Origin of the sequence: Neptuniibacter sp. UBA6509 (genome assembly GCA_002435145.1) — a bacterium.
Classification (GTDB): domain Bacteria; phylum Pseudomonadota; class Gammaproteobacteria; order Pseudomonadales; family Balneatricaceae; genus Neptuniibacter.
Map to the genome: position 1 here is coordinate 97,527 of DJLT01000041.1, position 23,855 is coordinate 121,381.

Sequence of the window (23,855 nt, forward strand, 5' to 3'; positions counted from 1 at the left end):
TTTTGATCAGAATAGCTCTTCGGCCGCATTTGTTGTGCCTTTGTTAGATGGGGTTGCATAGCCTGAGGGTACATTCTTTAGGCGAAAGAACTCATAGATTGCATCTGTTTGGCCAGGGTAAGCACGTTTGCCGCTTTTAGGATCAATTTTAACGCTGACAACCCCTTCTGGAGGGGTCGGTGCTTTTTCGGGGGTGTCCTTCAGTGCTTCTCGCATAAAATCGATCCAGATTGGAAGCGCTGCGGTGCCTCCAAACTCTCTTCTGCCTAATGTTTTGGGTTGATCGAATCCAACCCAAGCTGTTGCAACGTAATCTTGGTTAAATCCAGAGAACCAAGCGTCTTTTTGCTCGTTGGTAGTGCCAGTCTTACCTGCAATGTCGTTCCTTTTTAAGACTAGAGCCTTTCTGGCTGTGCCTCTGCGAATGACGTCCTGCATGATGTTGTAGGTCAAGAATGTGACTTTCTCATCATAGATGCGGGGAGCGAGTGAGTCAGTAGTGTCTTGCTGGTCGGAGCAGTCTTTGCAGGCTATCAAGGGCTCGGCGGTAAATAGTGTTTTGCCAAACGAATTTTCTATTCGTTCGATAAAATAAGGTTCAATCTTGTACCCGCCATTGGCGAAGGTTGCGTAGCCTGTCACTAGTTTTAGTGGCGTAACATCAGCGCTGCCGAGTGATAATGATAGGTTGTTCGGTAGTTTGCTGCGATCGAACCCTGCTAGTTCGAGATAGTCTTGTGCGGCAGGTATGCCGATAGCTCTTAATAATCTTATAGAGACCAAATTTCTGGACTTATAAAGCGCCATGCGAAGGCGTGTAGGGCCATAGAATTTTCTACTAGAGTTTTGTGGTCGCCAGTTGCCTTCAAGTTTTGAGTCATGAAAGACAATAGGAGCATCATTGATTAGAGAAGCTGCTGAGTAGCCTTTGTCGAGTGCTGCCGCGTAGATGAACGGTTTAAAGTTTGATCCTGGTTGCCTAACGGCTTGAGTGCTCCGGTTAAATTTATTGTGCGTAAAATTGAATCCGCCAACCAAAGAAACAATTGCCCCGTTCTTAGGGTTGAGTGCTACAAGTGAGCCTTGAACTTTAGGAACCTGCGTTAAATAAATTTTGCCTTCTTTTTCTCTTATTCTAATCAGGTCGCCAATCTTAAGGATGTCGGATGCTTTTTTAGGTGACTTTCCTGTCCAGTTGACGTTTTTGTATGGTTTGGCCCAAGATATCCCTTCCCATTCTAGTACCGCTTTTTCGTTGTTTTTTAGCAAAACTTCAGCGCTTTTTTCGGATATATTGAGGACTAGGGCTGGTGCCAGCGTTCCGTAGCTAATGGTTTTGTTAAGTTTCTTTTGTAGTTCCGTAAGGGGGAGTGTGATATCCCAGTTATCTTCGGCACCTAAATAGCCATGACGCTCAGAATAGGCAATGAGCCCATTAGATACGGCCTCATTGGCTGTTTTTTGTAGATTGCTTTTTAGCGTTGTGTGTACAACGTAGCCGTCAGTGTAAAGGTTCTCGCCGTATTGTTCGTATAAAGACTTTCGAACCATTTCTGCAACGTAGAATGCACGTAGCTCTATATCGCTTGTGTGATACTTTGCGGTGACGGGGCTTTGTGTTGCCTCTTGTAATTCCTGATCGCCGATTAAGCTTAGGGAGTGCATACGCTTCAGAATCCAGTTTCTACGTTCAGTTGCGCGCTTAGGGTTGGTAATCGGATTGAATGCAGAAGGTGCTTTAGGTAGGCCAGCAATCATTGCGTGCTGAGAAAGACTCAAGTATTCGATGTTCTTGCCGTAATATACATTAGCTGCCGCTTGTATGCCGTAGGATCGGTGGCCTAGATAGATTTTGTTGATGTAGAGTTCAAAGATCTCTTCTTTGCTGAGTTCTTGTTCTATGCGAAGTGCTAAAAGGATCTCCATGAATTTACGGCTGAAGGTTCGTTCGCGGGTTAGGAAAAAGTTTTTGGCTACCTGCATGGTTATGGTTGAACCGCCGCTTTGTATTTTACCTGTGGTGGCAAGTTGAAATGCTGCGCGGGTAAGGCCTTTAATATCAATGCCGAAATGGTCGAAAAAACGACTATCTTCTGCAGCTGTTAATGCGTGTACAAATTGTGGTGGGATATCTTCGAATTGAATAGGGGTTCTTCGCTTTTCTCCAAACTCGGCGATTAACTTTTTATCATGTGAATAGATTCGCAAAGGGGTTTGGAAGCGAATGTCGCGTAATGTCTCCACATTAGGAAGTTGTGGTGAGAAATAATAGTAGGCACTTGCCAAGGAAACTAAGCCGATGACAAAACAAAAAATACCTAATTTAAACAAAAGTTTGAAAAGCGAAAACATAGGTGACATGCTAATCTGGTAGTTAAAGGAAAATTAACGTCTATTATATAGACAGGTTGGTGCTAAGCTCTAGCGTATATTGAATTTTTAATTTGTTCTTATAAGCGGTAGAGTGAGAATAGAGTAGTAAACACACATTAACGCAGCATTAAGTTAGGGAATATATTTGTGTTTGGCTTTTTGGGAAGCAAGTCAGGTAGTTTGGTTGGGCTGGATATCGGCTCCTCATCGGTTAAGCTCGTTGCGCTGTCTAAAAGCGGTAGCGGTTACACTTTAGAGGCCTATGCGGTTGTATCCCTACCTCCCACTGCAGTGATTGATGGGAATATTCAGGATGTGGCTGAGGTTGCATCAACACTAGAAAAAGCAATTAAAGTTGCCGGCGGAAAGATGTCGTCAGCTATTGCCGCCGTTCCCGCTTCAGCGGTGATCACGAAGAGGATTGAGATGAATCAATCATTTTCTGAATTCGAGTTAGAAGATCAGATCAAAGTTGAAGCAGATCAATTCATTCCATACCCGCTCGATGAGGTCGCGCTAGATTTTGAAGTGCTTGGCCCTGTTGAGAATAATGATAATTTGAATCGGGTGTTGTTGGTTGCGTGCCGTAAAGGTGATGTTGAACAGCGTGAGGATGCTATCAATAGCGCAGGTTTACAGTGCCAGGTGGTTGATGTCGACACTTATGCGGTTGAAAGAACTTTTTCGCTTCTATCTCCTGAAACCCCTCAAACTGAATCTCTGATTGGTGTGGTAGATATTGGTGCCGCAACACTAACGCTTAATGTCTTTAAGAACCAAGAGATTGTTTATAGTCGAGAGCAAGCGTTTGGCGGGAATGATCTAACAAATTCTATTCATCAGCAATATGGGATGAGTATCGAAGAGGTTGAACAATCGCTTCGGTTGAATGATATAACGCCTGAGATCAATGAGATGGTGGTTCTTCCATTTAGAGGAACTGTAGCTCAGCAAGTATCACGTTCACTGCAGTTTTTTTACTCATCAGGAGCTCATAGTGAGCTGTCTGCACTTTACCTGTCAGGTGGTACAGCAACAATTGAAGGGCTTGCCGAGCAGCTGACTGAAGAGTTAGGTATAAAAACAGAGATGGCGAACCCTTTTATTCCTATGGGGGTTAATTCAAGAGTAAACCGTTCGCGGCTTGAGAGGGACGCGCCTTCTTTGGTCAAAGCATGCGGTTTAGCAATGCGTGGATTCGAGGACTAGGGACAGATGGCTACTATCAATTTAAGACCCTGGCGCGAAGAGCGCGCAGATGAAAGAAAGAAAGCCTTTTCTATGAATATTCTAGGGGCTGCAGTCCTTGCGGCCTTAATTGTATTTGCAATTGGCTACTATTTTGATTTGATGAAAGATCGTCAAAACGATAGGAATAGTTTCTTAAAAGCGGAAACAGCGAAGCTGGATAAAGACTTAGCGGCAATACGAAAGCTCAAGGAAGAGCGGGCAAGATTGCTAGAGCGAATGAATGCTATTCAGAATCTGCAGGCATCAAGGCCTCTTATCGTAAGAAATTTTGATGAATTGGTAAGGGTGCTACCGGACGGTATTCATTATCAGTCATTGAACCGTAAGGGAAATAAAGTTGCCGTTACGGGTATGGCCACTGATAATTTAGATGTGTCAGCATTGATGAGAAATCTTAATAGCTCAGTTTGGTTTGGTGAGCCAAATTTGAGTAGTGTAGGCAAATCAGGTGATGGTATGAACTCCTTTAAACTCTCAGTTGGGATCGCTGGAACTGAAGAGCCAGAAAAAACCAAAGGCAAGAAGGGGAAGAAAGGAAAAAAAGGCAAGGGAGGTAAGTCATGAGTGCTTTAAAGGATGCCTTTAAAGGGTTTGATATCAATGATATGGACTTGTCGAGTGCGGGTAACTGGCCAATTGGGGTTAAGTTTGTTTGCTATCTTTTAGTTATTGCATTGATTGTTGCTGGTGGGTGGCATTTTTATATTACGGATAAGCAGTCTGGATTAAAAAGAGAGATCGCCAAAGAAGCTAATCTGAAAAATGTTTATAAGGAAAAGGCTTTTCAGGTCGCTAGTTTGCCAGCTTTGAGGCAGCAGATGAAGGATGTAGAAACTAAGTTTGCAGAGTTAAAGAAACAGCTGCCAACAGAGAAAGAAGTGCCTGGTTTGTTGGATGATATTACAAATTTAGGTTCTGATAGTGGCTTAGATATAGGATCCATTAAGCTTGCATCGGAGTCTAAAAAGGACTTTTACATCGAATTACCGATTAATATTAGTGTTGCGGGTTCTTATCACCAGTTGGGGCAGTTTGTCAGCGGTGTCGCGGGGTTATCTCGAATTGTGACCTTGCATGATTACGCTATTAAGCCTGAAGCGGATGGTGTCAGCATGCGGATAAGCGCTAAAACATATCGCTTTGATGATACTCAATAAGGAGGTTTGCATGTATAAGATTAGAGCTTGTGTAATGTTTTTTCTCCTTGTGCAGTTAACGGGTTGTGTTGACTGGGTTGATGATAAAGGTGACCTCAAGGTTTTTATTGCTGATGCGCAGGCTGCGCCGCAAGGTACGATAGCACCTTTGCCTGAATTTAAACCCTATCGTAGCTTTATATATGAAGGGGCCTCTATGCGTGAGCCTTTTGTTGCCTTGTTACCCTTGGTGGCGGAAGTGGATCTTGAAGAGGAGCCCAATGAAGAGGCGGCTAATGGTATTAAACCAGATGAAACCAGAGAAAAGGATTATTTAGAGACGTTTGCGCTGGATAAATTAACAATGGTCGGTACTATTACCGAAAAAATTGATAATCAGTTATGGGCTTTAATTCGAGATCAAAATTCAGAAATTCATAGGGTTACTATCGGTGATCATATGGGGCTGGATTTTGGTGTGATAAAGTCGTTAGATGAGCGAAAGATAGAGTTGGTTGAAATTGTAACGAATGGGCGTGGTGGTTGGATGAAACGACCACGAAATCTAGCCTTAGATGAGCAGGAATAAGGGATATTATTGTGAAAATTTGGGTTCCCATGATGACTGATATTAAAGAACGTACCTTCGCTGTAACGCGCTTGTTAGGTGTCGCTTTGTTCAGTCTTTTAATGTCGCAGTGGGCGGCAGCTGAAGTTTTAATGAAAAATGCAAATTTTGTAGCTCTGCCAGGGGGCAAAATAGAGTTGCGTTTTGATTTTGATTCAGCGCCTCCTGCTCCTCAAGCTTATATGATTAATCAACCCGCTCGTTTAGTGATGGATTTATGGGGAGTGGAGAATGACTTAGCTAGCCGCTCCCTCGATGTTAAAACAGGTAGTGTGGATGGTGTAAGTTTCGCTCAGACTGATGGCCGATTAAGAGTTGTCACAAAACTATATGAACCTTCAAGCTATAAAACCTTCACCGAAGGCAATAGTTTGTTTGTGGTTGTGCAAAGCTCAGATTCTAAGGCTCCTGTTGTGAGTTCATCTTCTGCGAATAATATGGTTGCAAAATCGACTACGCCTGGCAGCAAAACTTCATTTGAACCACAACGCTCGAAAGTTCAAGGATTAGACTTTGAACGTGTTGAGGGGGGGATAGGTCGTGTTACGGTCAGCTTGTCGGATGATAAAGCGGGTGTAGATATTCAAGAGGAAGGTAATAATGTTGTTGTAAATCTTGTTGGTGCCGATCTTTCAAGAGCGCTAGAGCAGCGTGTAGATGTGCAAGACTTTGTTACGCCGGTTATGTTTATTGATTCAATGGCTAATGGTGGAAATACCAGTATATTGATTAAGCCAAGTGCTGAGCCTTATGAATATCTGGCTTATCAAACAGATAATAAGTTGATACTTGATTTTAAGCCTTTAAGCCAAGCAGAAAAGGATGATAGAAATAAAGACCTATTCCCTTTTAGTGGTGAACAGATTGATCTGAACTTCCAAAATGTTGAATTGCGTTCTGTGTTACAGATTATTGCCGAAGTTGCTGAGCTTAATTTAGTAGTGAGCGATACTGTAGGTGGTAATATTACATTGCGTTTGAAAAATGTACCTTGGGATCAGGCGCTTGATATTATTTTAAAAACCAAAGGCTTAGATCAGCGTACGGTGGGTAATGTTTTGCTTATTGCACCGGCCTCTGAAATTGCACAGCGAGAGGCCGAAGAATTAGCGAGTTCGCAAAAGGTTGAAGAACTTGCTCCACTTCGTACTGAATTTATTCAAGTCGATTATCGTAAAGCATCTGAGATGATGGGGGCTGTTCAAGGTGCTAAGTTGGTTTCTGAGCGTGGCTTTATCATGGCTGATGATGAAACCAATGTACTGATGGTGCGTGAAACAGCTAAAGGAATTGAAGAAATTAGAAATACCTTGCGTCGTTTTGATGTTGAAGTTCAGCAGGTGCTTGTAGAGGCGCGCTTAGTTAATGCCACTTCTAACGTCACTAAAGATTTAGGTGTTAAATGGGGTTTTGGTTACAACGATGTAGATGATGGTCAAGGATGGATTGTGAATCCCGACCTCGGCTCTATCGATTTTGGTTCACCTCCAACAGATGTGGGTTTGAACGTTGATTTAGGTGCGACGGCAACACAAGTGGGTAAAATTGCTATAGGCTTTGCTCCTGGCACGAGTTCAATGATAGCGCTTGAATTATCGGCATTGGAATCTGACGGTAAAGCTGAAATTATTTCGCAGCCAAAAATTTTGACAACAAATGGCAATCAGGCAAAAATTGAATCAGGCTCAGAAATTCCTTATCAGACGGTTGAGAATGGTGAGGTTAATATTGAATTTAAAGATGTTGTATTAAGTCTTGATGTTACGCCAAGAGTTAATCCAGGTGACCGAATAGCGATGGACTTGGTTATTAAGCAGGATTCAATAGGTCAGGTTTTACCAAACGGTGAGCTTAGTATTGATAATAATGAACTACAGACTACGGTTGTGGTACCTGATGGTCAGACAATTGTTTTAGGTGGTGTATTTAAGACTGAGTCCAGTGAAACTGTGAATAAGGTGCCTTTATTGGGTGACCTGCCTATCATGGGTGCTCTGTTTCGTAATAAAGAGAACACTTCAGAGAAAACAGAGTTGCTAATATTCATTACGCCCAAATTAGTGCGTAACTCTTTAACTCAGTAGTAATGGTTTTTTGAATTGAACATATTTCTTGTAGGGCCTATGGGGGCTGGGAAAAGCACCATAGGTCGATTGTTATCTCAGGAATTAAAGCTTGAGTTTGTAGATTCTGATCGAGAGATAGAAAAGCGTGCAGGCGCTGATATACCTTGGATTTTTGACGTTGAGGGGGAGTCAGGCTTTCGGGGTCGTGAAGAGTCTGTGATTAATTCCCTCACTGCTAGTAAAAATGTGGTTCTATCTACGGGTGGGGGGGCCGTTTTAAGTGCGGTAAATCGCTCCGCTTTGCAGGCTAATGGAACTGTTGTATATCTTGAAACATCTGTTGAACAGCAATTAGAGCGAACTTCTCGGGATAAAAACCGTCCACTACTTCAAACTGATAATCCACGGGCCGTGTTAGAAGAGTTAATGGCTATACGTCATCCTCTTTACTTGGATTCCGCGGATATTGTTGTGGCCACTGATAAGCGTCATCCAAAAACAGTGGTAACCGAAATAATCAACCAGCTAAAAGCAAGCTCCCCTCTCGAGTCTGAGTAAGAAGGTATTATGCGAACGTTGAAAGTCGACCTTGGGGAGCGAAGCTACCCTATTTTTATTGGTCAAGGGTTATTAGATAAGGGCTTAATGGCTCCTTACATTTCAGGCAAACAAGTGTTGGTCGTTACAAACGAAACTATTGCGCCTTTGTATTTAGATCGCTTGAAAAGTACGCTGGATAAACAGTTTCAAGTTGATGAAATTATTCTGCCGGACGGTGAGCAGTATAAAAACCTCGACCAGATTAATTCTATTTTTGATTCACTTCTTAGTAATCGTCACAATCGTACAACAACGCTTATTGCCTTAGGTGGTGGTGTTATAGGTGATATGACGGGGTTTGCAGCTGCGTGTTATCAGCGGGGCGTTGATTTTATCCAGGTTCCAACGACTGTTCTCTCTCAAGTGGATTCCTCGGTTGGCGGCAAGACAGGCGTTAATCATCCTCAAGGTAAGAATATGATTGGTGCTTTTCATCAGCCTCAATGTGTTGTTATTGATACTGATGTTTTGAACACATTGCCAGAAAAAGAGCTCGCTGCGGGAATGGCGGAGGTCATCAAATATGGCTTGATCTATGATGAAGCTTTTCTTTGTTACCTAGAGGATCATATTGATGGTTTAATGGGGCTTCAATCTGATCTTTTAGAGCAGGCGATATACCGTTCGTGTGAAATAAAGGCTGAAGTTGTTGCCCAAGATGAGCGTGAAGGCGGGATTCGGGCTCTTTTAAATCTAGGGCATACGTTTGGTCATGCTATTGAAGCTGATCAAGGCTATGGTGAGTGGTTGCACGGTGAGGCTGTAGGTGCTGGCACAATGATGGCAGCAGACCTATCTTGTCGCTTAGGTTATATTTCTAAAAGTGATGTAGAGCGCATTAGAGCAATTTTAGAGGCTGCTGATTTACCTCTTTATCCACCGGAGTCTATGGCTGCAGATAGGTTTATTGATCTGATGGCAGTGGATAAGAAAGTGATTGACGGTAGTATACGCTTGGTTTTGCTGAGGGAAATTGGTAAAGCGTTTGTTACATCTGATTTTTCAGCCTCTACGCTGATGGAAACACTAAATGCTGGCAAAAATTTAGGGCGTTTTGCTTAAATGTGTAGGTCGTTTTAAATTTTAATGTGATTAGCTGACGAACGGGCATCATGAAAAAAAATATATATTTTGAGCCGCCAAGTCGCCTTCAATTATTGGATAAATTGAAGCACTTTGTTCGTTTTTCAGATTTTCTATTACTTGTTTCCGGTGAAAGGGGCGCGGGTAAAAGTATTCTTCTTTCTCAGTTGCAGCCGGATGATTCAGATAGCACTTTGTGTTTTTGTTTGGTTCGCCCTGAAGCAGAAATAAGTGAACAGCAGCTATTAGCACATTTAATGCAGCAGTTTCCAATACATGAAAGTATTGGAAGTAGTTATGCCGAGCAATTAAATCTTTTTCATCTGCAACTCAAATCACTAGAGTCGTCTGGTCAGAAATGTCTAATTGCTATTGATGATGCTGAATTGTTATCAGATGGTGCGCTTGCGCTCCTCCTAAATCTGCATGTCGCAGATGCTCAGGTATTGCTGGTCTCGGAAGATGATTTTGCATCGTCTCTGTTAGAGATGGATGCTGTTAAACATATGGAAGGGCGGGTTCATCATCTAGTGATTGAGGGAATGGCGGCCGAAGAAACCGCAGAGTATATAGAGCTTTGTCATCCTGCTCTTGCCACTCTTCCTGAAAAGAAAAAACTCGAGTTAATTAAGCTATCTTCTGGTATGCCTGGACGTGTTGAAACGTTATTGGCAGGGGGGAAAATTGCTCCATCTACTTCCAGCAGAGGGAAACGCGCTTTTCCGTTACCTGCTTTGCATATGGCAGGTATCGCTACACTCCTGATCGCTATAGTTGGCGTCTCTTTGTGGCAATTCATTCCGGAAGAAGAGGCTTTGCCTGTTGATGTAGTGGTGCTGGAGGATCGAGTGTCATTACCTCTTTCAGTGGATACGGGCAATGAGGGAGAAAACTTCAAGGGTAAGGGGGCAGAGCCCGGTATAGTGGCCGTTGATGTGGTGGACGGCGCTGATAATATTCTTGATAAGAAAGATGATGCAGCGAGTGATCTCGCTAAAAGTGATCTTGAAAAACGCCTTTTAGCACAAGAAGAGAAGCTTTCTCTTGTGAAGACTTCTGCAGAAAAACCTTCAGTTTCACTTGAAACTGAGCTGCGAGAAGTTATTCAAAGTGCGCCAGTAAGCAGCTCTGGCGTTGTGGATGAACAAAAGGTTGTTGCTGATTCTGTGCCAGTAGTAAAGCCAAACTCGTCCAAAGTGGTGGTAGAGCATCCTCCATCTGTAGCAGTATCTGAAGCTGATTTAAGCCCGAAGCCTGTGGCTAGCTCTAAACCTATTTTAAGCTCTAAACCCTCTATTAGCGCTAAACCTACTGAAAGTTCTAAATCGAGTTTAAAGGACGTCGTTCAGGTAGTTAAGGCCAAAAATACGTCTGAAAATGTATTACTGTCTTGGCCCGCGACGGGGTATACGTTGCAGATGTCGGGTGCTCGATCTAAAGAGAGCGCGTTGGGTTTTATTGCCGCTCAGTCCAATTCTAGCGACTTTCATCATTTTGAGACGGTGTATAAAGGCCTCCCTTGGCATGTGGTTGTTTATGGGTGGTATGCTAATCGTGATATAGCGAATGCATCGATTAGAAAACTGCCTAAAAACCTGCAAAAAGTGAAACCTTGGGCAAGAAGTATACAAGGTGTTCAAATTGACATAAGAAAGAAAAAGTCTAATTAAAACAAAAGGATATTTGTTTTAGGTTGCTGTTTTTGGTTCTTTTGTACCCCTCCTGTTACTGTTTGTAATTTGTTCCAAACGGACTTCGAGTGTAGAATAGCTGTCCCTTTTTGCTGTCTAATACATATATTCCAGCAAAAGGTATAATTAAGATATTGATTTCTAAGTATTTTTTAAGTGGGAATGGCTTATGAGCAAAGGTCTTTATCGTCCCGGTGAATTCAAAGATAACTGTGGCTTTGGCCTTATGGCACACATGCAAGGCCAAGCAAGTCACGATCTGCTAGAAAAAGCGATCGAAGCGCTTGCGTGCATGACACACCGTGGAGGTATCGCTGCAGATGGTAAAACAGGTGACGGTTGTGGCCTGTTGATGCAGAAACCTGATGGTTTCTTACGCACAGTTGCGAAAGAAGAGTTGGGCACCGAGCTAGGCAAATTTTATGCAGTAGGTATGGTGTTTTTGCCGCGTGACACAGCGAAAGCTGAAGCTGCGCGTGTAGCGGTAAGTACTGCGATTACAAATGAAGGTCTAGGTGTTGCGGGATGGCGTGTAGTGCCAACTGACGATGTCTGCTTAGGCCCTATCGCAAAGGATACGTTGCCTCTTATTGAGCAGGTGTTTATCACTGCAGAGAATAAGACTGAGCGCGAACTTGCTATTAGCTTGTTTGTGGCGCGTCGTAAGTCCGAAATTGCTATGGCTGAAGATCAGGATTTCTACATTTGTAGTTTTTCTGACAAAGTTATCTCTTACAAAGGGTTAACAATGCCAGTGGACCTGCCTGTCTTCTATAAAGACTTAGCAGACCCACGTCTTGAAACAGCTGTATGCACATATCATCAGCGTTTCTCGACAAATACAGCACCTCGCTGGCCGCTAGCGCAGCCATTCCGCTTCCTCGCACATAATGGTGAGATCAACACTGTTGATGGTAACCGTAACTGGGCGAAAGCGCGTGCAAGTAAATTTGCGACTGATCTGCTACCAAATCTAGAAGAGCTGCAGCCTATTGTTAATACAACAGGTTCTGACTCCTCCAGCATGGATAATATGTTGGAGTTCTTGCTAGTGGGTGGTATGGATCTGTACCGTGCAGTACGTATGATTGTTCCGCCAGCATGGCAGAATGTTGAAACAATGGATGCTGATTTACGTGCATTCTATGATTTCAACTCAATGCATATGGAACCATGGGATGGTCCTGCAGGTATGGTAATGACCGATGGTCGTTTTGCTGTATGTATGCTTGACCGTAACGGTCTGCGCCCATCTCGTTGGGTGATGACTAAGCAAGGGTATATCTGTACTGCATCTGAAATCGGTGTTTTCAGCTATAAGCCTGAAGATATTGTAGCTCAGGGTCGTGTAGGTCCTGGTCAGATTCTTGCGATTGATACCGCTACTGGTGATGTATTGCATACTGACGATGTTGATAATCGTCTGAAAAGTGCTCATCCGTATAAAAAGTGGCTTAAAGAGAATGCGCTGCGTCTAGAGCAGACAATGAATCTAGAGGGTGAGTCTAAGGCATTTTCTGAAATGTCTGCAGACGAAGTTAAGACACATATGAAGATGTTCCAGGTTACGTTTGAAGAACGTGATCAGGTGCTTCGACCATTAGGTGAGACCGGCATGGAAGCGATAGGCTCCATGGGCGATGATAAACCAATGGCCGTGCTGTCTAACCGTGTGCGTTCTGTCTATGATTATTTCCGTCAGCAGTTTGCCCAGGTTACAAACCCGCCGATTGATCCCTTGCGTGAAGCAATTGTTATGTCTCTTGAGACATGTATCGGTGCTGAGCGTAACGTATTCGAAGAAACGCCAGATCATGCTCACCGTGTGATTTTGACGACGCCTGTGTTATCCGCAAGTAAATTTACACGTTTGCGTGATAATGATGAGCCTGGTTTTGATGTTGTTACTATCGATCTTAATTACAATCCTGAAAAACAAACGCTTAAAGAAGCGATTGAAGGGATTGCAGATAATGCTGAACAGTCGGTTCGTGATGGCAAAGTTATTCTGATTTTGACTGATGCTAATATTGCACGCGGGCATTTGCCTGTTCATGCCGCATTAGCAACAGGTGCTGTGCACCACCGTTTGGTAGATAAAGGTCTGCGTTGTGATGCAAACCTTATCATCGAAAGTGGTACGGTGCGCGATCCTCACCATTTTGCTGTTCTGTTTGGTTTTGGTGCGACTGCTGTATATCCATATTTGGCATACCGCGTACTTAATGACCTTTGTGCTGCTGGAGAGATCCAAGTAGAAGCGCTTAATTCCCATGAGAATTATCGTAAAGGTATTAACAAAGGCCTAATGAAGATCCTATCTAAGATGGGTATCTCGACTATTGCATCTTACCGTGGTGCTCAGTTGTTTGAAGCGATTGGCCTGAGTTCCGATATTGTTGACCTTTGTTTCAAAGGTGTGACAAGTCGTATTGAAGGTGCTCGTTTTGAAGACTTCCAATTTGAGCAAGGCTTATTAGCGAAAGAAGCTTGGACGGCGCGTAAGCCTATTCAAGCAGGCGGTTTGTTAAAGTATAAGCATGATGGTGAGTATCACGCTTATAACCCGGACGTTGTTCGAACGATTCATGAAGCGGTAGAGACAGGTAACCCTGAAGCTTATCAGCGTTATGCTGAGCTAGTTAATAACCGCGGTTATGCGACATTACGTGACATGTTAGGTCTACGTAAAGATGTTAAAGCGATCTCTATTGATGAAGTAGAGCCGGTTGAAAATATCTTCAAACGTTTCGACTCTGCTGCGATGTCTCTAGGTGCATTGTCTCCTGAAGCGCATGAGTCACTCGCTGTTGCAATGAATGAGCTAGGCGGTCGTTCTAACTCCGGTGAAGGTGGTGAAGATCCTGTACGTCATGGCACGATGAAGCGTTCTAAGATCAAGCAGGTCGCGTCAGGTCGCTTTGGTGTAACACCAGAGTACCTATCTAACGCTGAAGTTCTGCAGATCAAAGTGGCTCAGGGTGCTAAGCCGGGTGAAGGTGGTCAGTTACCAGGTGGCAAAGTAAATAGCTTGATCGCTCGGTTACGTTTTTCTGTTCCGGGTGTAACGCTAATATCACCTCCGCCACATCATGATATCTACTCCATTGAAGATTTAGCTCAGCTGATTTTCGATTTGAAGCAGGTTAACCCTGAAGCATTGGTATCTGTGAAACTGGTATCGCGCCCAGGTGTAGGCACGATTGCCTGTGGTGTTGCTAAAGCTTATGCCGATCTAATCACAATTTCTGGTTATGATGGCGGTACTGCGGCTTCACCTATGACATCTATCCACTATGCGGGCTCTCCTTGGGAGCTGGGCTTAGCGGATGCGCATCAGTCTCTACGTGGTAACCATCTGCGTGGAAATATTCGTCTACAAACAGACGGTGGCTTGAAAACAGGTCTTGATGTAATCAAGGGTGCTATTCTTGGTGCAGAAAGTTTCGGTTTCGGCACAATGCCAATGGTTGCTTTGGGTTGTAAATACCTCCGTATTTGTCACTTAAATAACTGTGCAACCGGTGTTGCTACACAGAATGAAAAGCTACGTGAAGACCATTTCCGCGGTACAGTTGAAATGGTTAAAAACTTCTTCCGCTTTGTCGGTGAAGAAACTCGTCAGCTAATGGCTCAATTGGGTGTCCGTTCAATGGAGGAGCTTGTGGGTCGCGTTGACTTACTTGAAACTCTTGAAGGTGAAACACCACGTCAGAAGAATCTGGACTTGAGTCCTATTCTTGGTTCTGCCGGTGATGAGTTCCCTAATACCTGCCAAGTAGAGCGTAATGCGCCTTACGATACGGCTGAGTTGAATAATCAAATGATTGAGTTAACTCAGTCTGCGATTGAAGGTAAGCAAGGCGGTGAATGGGAATTAACCATCACTAACTGTGACCGTTCTGTCGGTGCGCGTACTTCAGGTGCTATTGCTAAACAGCATGGTAACTTAGGTATGAATGCTCAGCCTATTACCTTTAATTTTAAAGGTCATGCGGGTCAGTCGTTTGGTGTATGGAACGCAGGTGGTCAAAACCTTTATCTGCAAGGCGATGCTAACGACTATGTCGGTAAAGGCATGGCTGGCGGTAAAATCGTTATACGTCCATTTGCTGAAGTTACATTTAAGTCAAATGAAACGGCCATTATGGGTAATACCTGTTTATACGGTGCTACCGGCGGTAAGTTATTTGCTGCAGGTCAGGCGGGTGAGCGTTTCGGTGTACGTAACTCTGGCGTTCATGCTGTTGTTGAAGGTGCGGGCGATCACTGTTGTGAGTATATGACAGGCGGTCTAGTGACTGTGCTTGGCTCAACTGGCTACAACTTCGGTGCGGGTATGACGGGTGGTTTCGCCTATGTGTTGGACCTTGAAAATACATTTGTGGATAAGTACAACCACGAATTAGTAGAGATCCAGCGTATCCATACTGAAAATATGGAAGCGTATAAAAATCACTTGCGTTCAGTAATTATTGAGTTCACTAAAGAAACAGGTAGTGCTTGGGGTCAGGAGATTATTGATAATCTTGACGACTTCATTGGCCGTTTCTGGTTAGTGAAACCAAAAGCAGCTAGCTTGAATGATTTGCTGACGAGTATTCGTACGCGCCCAGAATAAGTTGTGGGCACGATCTAGTAGATGAAGAACAATCCGCAACCTTCTAATTCGTTAGGGGGTTGCTATTAAGAGGTGGGGATTATGGCTGACCGTTTGAATAACGATTTTCAGTTCCTCGATGTAGGCCGTCAGGGCCCTCAGAAAATTGATGCAAATATCCGTAAAGAAGGTTTCGGTGAGATATACGAAACTTTTGAGAAAGGTGATGCGTCTGAGCAGTCGCATCGCTGCTTAGAGTGCGGTAACCCGTATTGTTCATGGAAGTGCCCAGTGCATAACCATATTCCAGATTGGCTAAAGCTGATTTCGGAAGGCAATATTATTGAAGCTGCAGAGCTTAGTCATCAGACAAACTCACTACCAGAAGTGTGTGGTCGTGTTTGTCCACAAGATCGTCTATGTGAAGGTGCATGTACCCTTAATGACGGTTTTGGTGCGGTGACGATTGGTTCTGTTGAGAAGTATATTACGGATACAGCGTTTGCGATGGGGTGGAAGCCTGATATGTCGCAAGTGCCAGAGACCGATAAGAAAGTCGCTATTATTGGTGCGGGTCCTGCGGGTCTTGCAACAGCTGATATTCTTGCACGTAACGGTGTAAAAGCGGTTGTCTTTGATCGTAATCCAGAGATTGGTGGGTTGTTAACATTTGGTATTCCAGAGTTTAAGCTGGAAAAAGATGTTATGTCTCGCCGTCGTGAAATCTTTACCGGTATGGGCGTAGAGTTCCGCTTAAATACTGAAGTAGGTAAAGATGTTCAGATGCAAGATCTGATAGACCAGTATGATGCTGTCTTCCTAGGTATGGGTACATATACCTACATGAAAGGTGGCTTCCCGGGTGAAGACTTGGACGGCGTTTACGACGCGCTTCCGTTCTTGATTTCAAATGTAAACAACTGCTTAGGTTTTGAAAAAGACCCTGCAGACTTTATTAATTTGAAAGATAAGAAGGTTGTAGTGCTTGGCGGTGGTGATACTGCGATGGACTGTAACCGTACTTCTATTCGTCAGGGTGCTGAATCAGTTATCTGTGCTTACCGTCGTGATGAAGCAAACATGCCAGGCTCTAAGCGTGAAGTTGAAAATGCGCGTGAAGAGGGTGTTCAGTTCCAATTCAACCGTCAGCCGGTTGAAGTGGTAGGTGAAAATGGCAAAGTAACCGGTATTAAGGTAGTTAGTACGCAGATGGGCGAACCTGATGAAAATGGTCGTCGTCGTGCTGAAGTTGTACCGGGTTCTGAAGAGGTGATTCCTACGGATGCTGTGCTTGTAGCATTTGGTTTCCGCCCAAGCCCTGCGCCTTGGTTTGCTGATTTTGGTATTGATTTGCATGAAGATGGTCGTGTTAAAGCACCTGAGCATCATGCATTCCCATTCCAGACGACAAACGAGAAAGTCTTTGCTGGTGGCGATATGGTTCGAGGATCGGATCTGGTTGTTACTGCAATTGCTGAAGGTCGCAAAGCGGCTGAAGGTATCTTGGATTATCTTGAAGTGTAAGCAATAAGCTTATTGCATGAAAAGGTCGCTTCTTAGCGGCCTTTTTTATTGCTTTTAAAAAAACGTGTCAGCCCGCTCAACGATCTGATGGATAGACATTAAAAAGTTATTGATCGCGAGCTGATCACCTTCAGCGGACTTTGAATAAGTCTGGCTAATTAACTCTCTGTCTTTGCGAAGAATCGAGAGGGCGTAAGTCCTATTAGGACTTGCGAGATCAATTTTTGAAATAATCACAATGCCATCCGCTTGAGAATGGCTTTCCTTATCAGTTTTGATCTGTTTCGCACCATACATTTTAAGTCGAGACTTTAGTTTCGTATTAAAATTTTGGATGGCGAAGTTGTTATCTGGGTTTAGCGCCGAGGTCTGAATCCAAACGGTTTCATGTTTAAAAACAGCCAAAGGCGCAGGTTTTAGCGGCGCGTGTTTGGCCGGTTGGCTCTGGCAACCGCTTATAAAACCCAGGCAAATAAGCGAAAAACAGGTTAATCGTATAATCTGCATCATGTCTTATAAAAAATGTTTATTCATTTGCAGGTAATTCCTGTCAGAAATCGTTAGAATATCGGCCAATTCGAATTTACAAGATATAAGTGGCTGACACAAATGGCTGAGTTAAAAAACGATCGTTTCTTGCGCGCTCTTCTTCGTGAACCTGTTGATGCAACTCCTGTATGGATGATGCGCCAAGCAGGTCGTTACCTTCCTGAATATAGAGAAACACGTGCGAAAGCAGGTGATTTTCTAAGCCTTTGTAAAAACAAAGAGCTTGCTTGTGAAGTTACTATCCAGCCTCTAGAGCGTTACGATCTGGATGCAGCTATTTTATTTTCTGATATCTTAACAATCCCTGACGCGATGGGACTAGGGCTTTACTTCGAAGTAGGTGAAGGCCCTCGTTTTAGGAAAATCATCCGTACCGAAAAGGATGTGGCTGATCTGCCAGTACCAGATGCTGCAAAAGATCTTGATTACGTCATGAATGCGGTGAAAGAGATTCGTCGTGAACTGAATGGTCGAGTTCCGCTGATTGGCTTTTCTGGCAGTCCTTGGACGTTGGCGACTTATATGGTTGAAGGCGGCTCAAGTAAAGATTTCCGTCATGTTAAGCAGATGATGTATGCAACGCCTGAAATTATGCACGCGTTGTTAGATAAGTTGGCTCAGTCTGTAACGACATATCTTAATGAGCAGATTCTTTCGGGTGCTCAAGCGGTTCAAATTTTTGATACTTGGGGTGGCGCATTGAGTGGCCCTTGTTATCAAGAATTTTCATTGAAATACATGCAGCAGATCGTTGATGGCTTAATTCGTGAACATGATGGCCGCAAAGTGCCTGTAATCATGTTTACTAAGAATGGTGGTCAGTGGCTAGAAACGATGGCTGAAGCAGGTGCTGACGCCTTAGGTTTGGATTGGACTACAGATATTGGCAATGCGCGTGCGCGTGTTGGTGGTAAAGTAGCGCTTCAAGGTAACATGGATCCAAGTGTACTTTACGCACCAGCGAATCGTATTGAACAAGAAGTTGATTTTATTCTGGGTCAGTATGGTAAAGGGCCGGGTCATGTATTCAACTTAGGGCATGGTATCCATCAGTTCGTGGACCCTGCACAGCCAAAAGCCTTTGTTGATGCGGTACATGAACTCAGTGCGAAGTATCATCAATCTTAAGTATTTTTAATGAGGGCTTCGGCCCTCTTTTTCTATAAGAAATAAATATGAAAAAGCTTACCGAACTCTTAGAGAGTAATCGTCAATGGGCGGAAAAAATCAGTAAAGAAGATCCTATGTTTTTTGAGACGCTTGCTCAGCAGCAGGCGCCTGAATATTTATGGATCGGTTGCTCTGATAGTCGTGTCCCAGCCAATGAGATTGTAGATATGTTACCGGGTGAGTTATTTGTTCACCGTAACGTCTCCAATTTGGTTGTGCATACGGATATGAACTGTATGTCTGTGATTCAATATGCGGTTGAGGTACTCAAGGTTAAGCATATTATGGTTGTGGGTCACTACGGCTGTGGTGGCGTGAAAGCCGCTATTGAGACTGAACCCCATGGCATGATCGATAACTGGTTGCGCAATATTCGCAATGTTTATAAGAAGCATAGAGATCTGCTTTCTGTGTGGGACCATTCCCATCAGCAGCTAGACCGTTTGTGTGAGCTTAATGTGATTGAGCAGGCATGTAATGTCTGTGATACCACAATCGTTCAGCAGGCTTGGGCTAATGAGCAAGAGTTAACTGTTCATGGTTGGATCTATGGTTTAGATGATGGTCTTGTGAATGATTTAGAGTTTAACGCTTCAGATGCTGAAGAGGTTGATGATCAATACCGTTTAGCGATTAGTAAAATAGAGATATTGCGTAAGTTGGCTCAAGGGCCGGAAAAAGAAACGCAAACAGCGCGTTCTTTATGGGATAAAGTGCGTTCAATTTTTAATTAGTTTTGAGTTAAGTATTTATTCCAAAAAAAGCCGTCGTTAATTAACGACGGCTTTTTTAATATCCACTGCTTTGTCCCAGAATGGGGTTGTTAAGCAGAAACCGCGTTTAACGCTTGTTCTAAGTCGTTAATTAGATCATCGATATGTTCAATACCGATTGAAAGTCTAACCATCTCAGGGGAAACGCCAGCTGAGGCAAGTTCATCATCATTCAGTTGGCGATGAGTCGTTTCCGCAGGGATAGATGCAAGCGACTTACAATCACCAATATTGACTAAACGAAGGAATATTTCTAACGCATCATAGAACTTACGCGTGCCTTCGCGTCCTGATTTTACACCAAAGCTAAGAATGCCTGATGCCTCACCGTTCATGTACTTTTGCGCTAATGCGTAGTCAGGGTGGCTCTCTAAGCCTGCGTACTTAACCCAGCTCACTTCAGCGTGATTCTCAAGGAAGTTGGCAATCGTTTTCGCGTTCTGGTTAATGCGCTCCATACGAAGACTCAAAGTTTCAATACCCTGAAGTAGTAGGAAGGCATTCATTGGGCTAAGTGCTGCACCCATGTTACGCAGTGGAACAACACGGCAGCGGCCTATAAATGCAGCCGGGCCAAATGCTTCAGTATAAACAACCCCATGATAAGAAACGTCAGGTGTATTTAATAGAGGGAAGCGTTCAGCATTGTCTGCCCAAGGGAAATTACCTGAATCAATTATCACTCCGCCAATCGAGTTGCCATGCCCTCCAATATATTTTGTGGCGGCTTGCACGACAATATCTGCCCCCTGTTCGATCGGACGCCACATCGCAGGGCTAGGTACAGTGTTATCTACGATCAGTGGAATACCGTTGCGGTGAGCAACTTCAGCAAGTTTTTCAATATCAGCGATACCGCCTGATGGGTTACCAACCGATTCACAGTAGATTCCTTTTGTGCGCTCATCAATCTGTGCTTCGATCGCTGCGAAATCATCTTTTTTAACAAAACGGCACTCAATACCTTGGCGAGGGAGAGTATGAGCGAAAAGGTTATACGTACCACCGTAGAGCTCACTTGTGGAGATAAAGTTATCCCCAGTTTCAGCTAAGGTCTGCAGGGTATAGGTAATTGCGGCCATACCTGATGCGACTGCTAAGGCTGCCACGCCTCCTTCCATCTCCGCTACGCGCTTTTCTAATACATCAGTAGTCGGATTCATTATGCGGGTATAAATGTTACCGGCTACTTTTAGATCAAATAGGTCTGCACCATGTTGAGCGTCATCAAAAGCGTATGAGGTTGTCTGGTAGATTGGAACCGCAGCTGATTTAGTGGTTGGGTCGGTCTCGTATCCGCCGTGTATGGCGATCGTTTCCAGCTTCATTTCTCTCTCCTGTGGTACAGCCTAATTGTTTTTAGAGCATTGATTGTAATTCATATATTAAATAAATCTATATGGGACTTAAGTGATTAACCTGTATTTAATTGTTAAAAATAACTATAGGTTGTTGAACTTTGTTCGGTAGAATTTAAATAAATGACTTTTACGTTTGGAGAAAATTGATGGCGCGTCAGAAAACGGCCTATGTGTGTAACGACTGTGGTGCAGATTACACTAAATGGCAGGGGCAATGTACCGCGTGTAATGCGTGGAATACATTGACTGAGGTGCGTCTGGCTTCAGCAAAAACGAGTACGAATGAAGCCCGTAATGTCCGCTTTGATGGCTATGCGGGTGGGGCTAACCAGCAAGCGGTAGTGAGTCTTTCTGAGGTTGCTCTGGGTGAAATGCCACGTTTTTCATCCGGTGCCGGTGAGCTTGATCGAGTGCTGGGTGGCGGCTTAGTGCCAGGGTCTGCTGTTTTAATGGGCGGGCACCCGGGCGCAGGTAAGAGTACATTGTTGTTACAAACCATGTGCTATCTCGCAGAACAGATGCCCGCTCTTTATGTCACGGGTGAGGAATCACTACAGCAGGTTGCGATGCGAGCCAGTCGTTTAGGTTTGCCAACAGGGCAGTTAAAAATGCTCTCGGAAACCAGCGTAGAGACTATTTGTGAGACCGCTCAAGCATTAAAGCCAAAAGTGATGGTCATCGATTCCATACAAGTGATGCATATGGCAGATGTGCAATCAGCGCCGGGTTCTGTTTCTCAGGTGCGTGAATCGGCTGCTTACTTAACGCGTTTCGCTAAACAAACGGGAACGGTTCTATTTTTGGTTGGGCATGTAACCAAGGATGGATCTTTAGCGGGGCCTAAAGTTTTAGAGCATATGATTGACTGTTCTTTGCAGCTAGAAGGCTCGGCGGATTCTCGTTTTCGAACTCTCCGCTCACATAAAAATCGCTTTGGGGCGGTGAATGAGTTGGGTGTCTTCGCCATGTTAGAAACGGGTTTGAAGGAAGTTAAAAATCCAAGTTCAATCTTCTTAAGCCGGGCGGAAGGTCCAAGCCCTGGTAGTGTCGTCATGGTTGTATGGGAGGGGACTAGGCCTCTACTTATTGAAATACAAGCGCTGGTAGATCAATCTCATATGAACAACCCGCGTCGTGTGGCGGTTGGCTTAGAGCAAAATCGTATGGCGATGTTGTTAGCGGTTTTACATCGTCATGGTGGCTTGATGACCGGTGATCAGGATGTTTTTGTCAATGTGGTTGGTGGGGTTAAAGTTCTGGAAACAAGTGCTGACCTTGCATTGCTATTGGCCGTTGTATCGAGCTTTAAAGATCAGTCTTTACCACATGATTTGATGGTGTTTGGTGAAGTGGGCTTGTCTGGTGAAATTCGACCGGTGCCAAATGGTCAGGAGCGAATCAGAGAAGCTGCAAAGCATGGTTTTAAACGCGCTATAGTGCCTAAAGGAAATGTACCCAAAGAGAGTTTGCAGGGTATGCAAATTGTACCAGTGACTAAGTTGACTGAAGCGCTAGAAGCGCTTTAGTCATTGTCAAAGAAATGATCCAGTTCGCGCTCTAGCAGGGTCTCATCTCCGAGGTTTAGCTCGACAAGCCTACGCAGAAGTGTAAGGGAATCTATATCCAAATTCTCAATGAGAAACCCGTACTCTTTCTCACGTTTGTGAGCGAGTGTGGCGGGTGTGCGTATGGCGATGTCGTCACCTAGTAGGTGAATAGTGACTTCTGCTTCTTGGCCTATATCAAAGGCTAGGGGGATATCGCTTTTAACTAAAACACCATTGAATGATACGTCTACTAGAGCCACATCAAATATAGCCCCCTCTACGTTTAGTTCTGTTTTTGCGTCGAAGCTAATGCGAGTAAAACGGCGTCTTTCAGTATCATGCGTATTCACAATAAACCTTCCTAAATTCATAAGGCAATGACTCAATCATATTATAGTCGTTGATTAAAAAGAAAGAGTGTTTAAGAAAAACCAACAGACTCGTTCTTTTTTAATAGGGATTCTATTTGAGTATTAAGAATGAACGTTTAGAGAGGGAATTGTTTAATTAGGTATAAATTTATTCGATTTGCAGTTTATTGGGCTATTTTTTTAAGGGTGAGAAAGATCGTCAAGTCTTGTTCTGAAGCCTTTAAATAGTGGCATGCTCAAACGCCCTTGAATAATAATGAGCTATGTCAAAGTTGATCTTCAGGCGCCTGTGTATAGTACGGTGACAATAATTAAAACAAGATTGAATTAATATGCTTAAAGATATGTTGGTAGACCTGTCGAGTGCTAGAGGTCACTCTAGGTATTTTAATCAAACGCGAAGTCACTATCTATTTCGCCGAATTAGAACCATTGCCTTGCTTCTTGTCTTGGTTCAGCCTGTTTGGTTTCTGGTGGATTATCTCCTATTGCCTGCTGATATGTTGGAATCTATAGGGATCTCTAGGGGAATAGCTGCAGTCTCTTGTTTGTTTTTGGCTACTTGGACCATAAAGCGTTATAGCTTGAAATTGTCGCAGTTTCGCTTGCTTGTATTAGTGTTAATACTCTCTTTATTTCAGACCGTCTCTAGCTCCCTTTTGATTTCTCATGGTTATGATTCGGCGGTTGCGGGATATCATTTTTTTCCATTTATGATTATTTCTATGATGGCTGTGTTTCCTTTGGCTATTGTGGAGGTGTTTTGCTTTACCTTGGGGGTACTGTTAATTGAATTTTTGATCCAACAGTATCGAGGGACTTCGGGCAGTGTTGAGGCTATTAATAGTTTATGGCTTTTAAGTGTTTTGGGTATTATCGCGGGTTGGGCTGCTGTGAATCAGTTGAATATGCTGTTGGGTTTATATCGTCAAGCGACACGTGATCCTTTGACCGGGCTTGCGAATAGAAGGCAAGCAATGGAGCAGCTTTCAGGGGATATGTTGCAAAGTCGTGAGCAAGGAAAGCCGCTTAGTGTGTTGTTATTCGATTTAGATAAGTTTAAAAACTTTAATGATACTTATGGTCATGCTGCTGGGGATATTGTACTAAAAGTATTTGCTAAAGTGATGAA

General features: G+C 43.7%; 18 protein-coding genes. 14 read left to right on the forward strand and 4 right to left on the reverse strand.

What is annotated here, in order from left to right; all coding sequences use genetic code 11:
* Window positions 1–6: 6 nt before the first annotated feature.
* Window positions 7–2,352: a penicillin-binding protein 1A gene (locus tag B4K11_RS05610; RefSeq protein WP_292959271.1), complete on the reverse strand. Its 2,346-nt coding sequence runs from the start codon at window positions 2,350–2,352 to the stop codon at window positions 7–9.
* A 168-nt stretch (window positions 2,353–2,520) separates the two neighbouring features.
* On the opposite strand from B4K11_RS05610, the gene pilM reads away from it, so the two are divergent.
* From pilM to B4K11_RS05660, 10 genes are all read left to right on the forward strand, one after another.
* Window positions 2,521–3,582, forward strand: coding sequence for a type IV pilus assembly protein PilM (gene pilM / locus B4K11_RS05615; RefSeq protein ID WP_292950679.1), 1,062 nt, complete (start codon window positions 2,521–2,523; stop codon window positions 3,580–3,582).
* Between the two features lie 6 nt (window positions 3,583–3,588).
* Window positions 3,589–4,188: a PilN domain-containing protein gene (locus tag B4K11_RS05620; RefSeq protein ID WP_292950681.1), complete on the forward strand. Its 600-nt coding sequence runs from the start codon at window positions 3,589–3,591 to the stop codon at window positions 4,186–4,188.
* A complete protein-coding gene (locus tag B4K11_RS05625) occupies window positions 4,185–4,781 on the forward strand; it encodes a type 4a pilus biogenesis protein PilO (RefSeq protein ID WP_292950683.1) in 597 nt (198 codons plus the stop codon). The genes B4K11_RS05620 and B4K11_RS05625 overlap by 4 nt, the downstream gene beginning before the upstream one ends.
* Before the next feature lie 10 nt (window positions 4,782–4,791).
* A complete protein-coding gene (locus B4K11_RS05630) occupies window positions 4,792–5,349 on the forward strand; it encodes a pilus assembly protein PilP (protein WP_292950685.1) in 558 nt (185 codons plus the stop codon).
* 11 nt (window positions 5,350–5,360) lie between these two features.
* Window positions 5,361–7,472: a type IV pilus secretin PilQ gene (gene pilQ, locus B4K11_RS05635; protein WP_292950687.1), complete on the forward strand. Its 2,112-nt coding sequence runs from the start codon at window positions 5,361–5,363 to the stop codon at window positions 7,470–7,472.
* Window positions 7,473–7,487: 15 nt separating this feature from the next.
* The gene (gene aroK / locus B4K11_RS05640; RefSeq protein ID WP_292950689.1) at window positions 7,488–8,012 is read left to right on the forward strand and encodes a shikimate kinase AroK; all 525 of its coding nucleotides are present in this window, start codon (window positions 7,488–7,490) and stop codon (window positions 8,010–8,012) included.
* A gap of 9 nt (window positions 8,013–8,021) precedes the next feature.
* Complete coding sequence (gene aroB, locus B4K11_RS05645) at window positions 8,022–9,116, forward strand: 3-dehydroquinate synthase (protein ID WP_292950691.1); 1,095 nt, start codon at window positions 8,022–8,024, stop codon at window positions 9,114–9,116.
* 50 nt (window positions 9,117–9,166) lie between these two features.
* Complete coding sequence (locus B4K11_RS05650; RefSeq protein ID WP_292950693.1) at window positions 9,167–10,807, forward strand: AAA family ATPase; 1,641 nt, start codon at window positions 9,167–9,169, stop codon at window positions 10,805–10,807.
* Window positions 10,808–10,997: 190 nt separating this feature from the next.
* Window positions 10,998–15,449, forward strand: a complete 4,452-nt coding sequence (gene gltB / locus B4K11_RS05655) for a glutamate synthase large subunit (protein WP_292959272.1) — start codon at window positions 10,998–11,000, stop codon at window positions 15,447–15,449.
* 81 nt (window positions 15,450–15,530) lie between these two features.
* Entirely contained in the window at window positions 15,531–16,952 is a 1,422-nt protein-coding gene (locus B4K11_RS05660) for an FAD-dependent oxidoreductase (RefSeq protein ID WP_292950699.1), read from the forward strand.
* 54 nt (window positions 16,953–17,006) lie between these two features.
* On the opposite strand, the gene B4K11_RS05665 is transcribed toward B4K11_RS05660, so the two are convergent.
* A complete protein-coding gene (locus tag B4K11_RS05665) occupies window positions 17,007–17,462 on the reverse strand; it encodes a hypothetical protein (protein WP_292950701.1) in 456 nt (151 codons plus the stop codon).
* A 99-nt stretch (window positions 17,463–17,561) separates the two neighbouring features.
* Here B4K11_RS05665 and hemE point away from each other — a divergent pair, with 99 nt between their 5' ends.
* Window positions 17,562–18,629 carry a uroporphyrinogen decarboxylase gene (gene hemE, locus B4K11_RS05670; RefSeq protein ID WP_292950703.1) on the forward strand — a complete coding sequence of 356 codons (1,068 nt, stop codon included), beginning with the start codon at window positions 17,562–17,564 and terminating at the stop codon, window positions 18,627–18,629.
* 47 nt (window positions 18,630–18,676) lie between these two features.
* Entirely contained in the window at window positions 18,677–19,405 is a 729-nt protein-coding gene (gene can, locus B4K11_RS05675) for a carbonate dehydratase (RefSeq protein ID WP_292950705.1), read from the forward strand.
* A gap of 89 nt (window positions 19,406–19,494) precedes the next feature.
* Here the strand turns inward: can and B4K11_RS05680 are convergent, their stop codons facing one another.
* On the reverse strand, window positions 19,495–20,772 hold the full coding sequence (locus tag B4K11_RS05680) for an O-acetylhomoserine aminocarboxypropyltransferase/cysteine synthase family protein (RefSeq protein WP_292950707.1): 1,278 nt from the start codon (window positions 20,770–20,772) through the stop codon (window positions 19,495–19,497).
* Between the two features lie 179 nt (window positions 20,773–20,951).
* On the opposite strand from B4K11_RS05680, the gene radA reads away from it, so the two are divergent.
* Window positions 20,952–22,331, forward strand: coding sequence for a DNA repair protein RadA (gene radA / locus B4K11_RS05685; RefSeq protein WP_292950709.1), 1,380 nt, complete (start codon window positions 20,952–20,954; stop codon window positions 22,329–22,331).
* Here radA and B4K11_RS05690 read toward each other — a convergent pair.
* Complete coding sequence (locus B4K11_RS05690; protein WP_292959273.1) at window positions 22,328–22,702, reverse strand: PilZ domain-containing protein; 375 nt, start codon at window positions 22,700–22,702, stop codon at window positions 22,328–22,330. The genes radA and B4K11_RS05690 overlap by 4 nt on opposite strands.
* A 353-nt stretch (window positions 22,703–23,055) precedes the next feature.
* On the opposite strand from B4K11_RS05690, the gene B4K11_RS05695 reads away from it, so the two are divergent.
* The coding region (locus B4K11_RS05695) for a GGDEF domain-containing protein (protein WP_292959274.1) at window positions 23,056–23,855 on the forward strand (800 nt) is incomplete at its 3' end.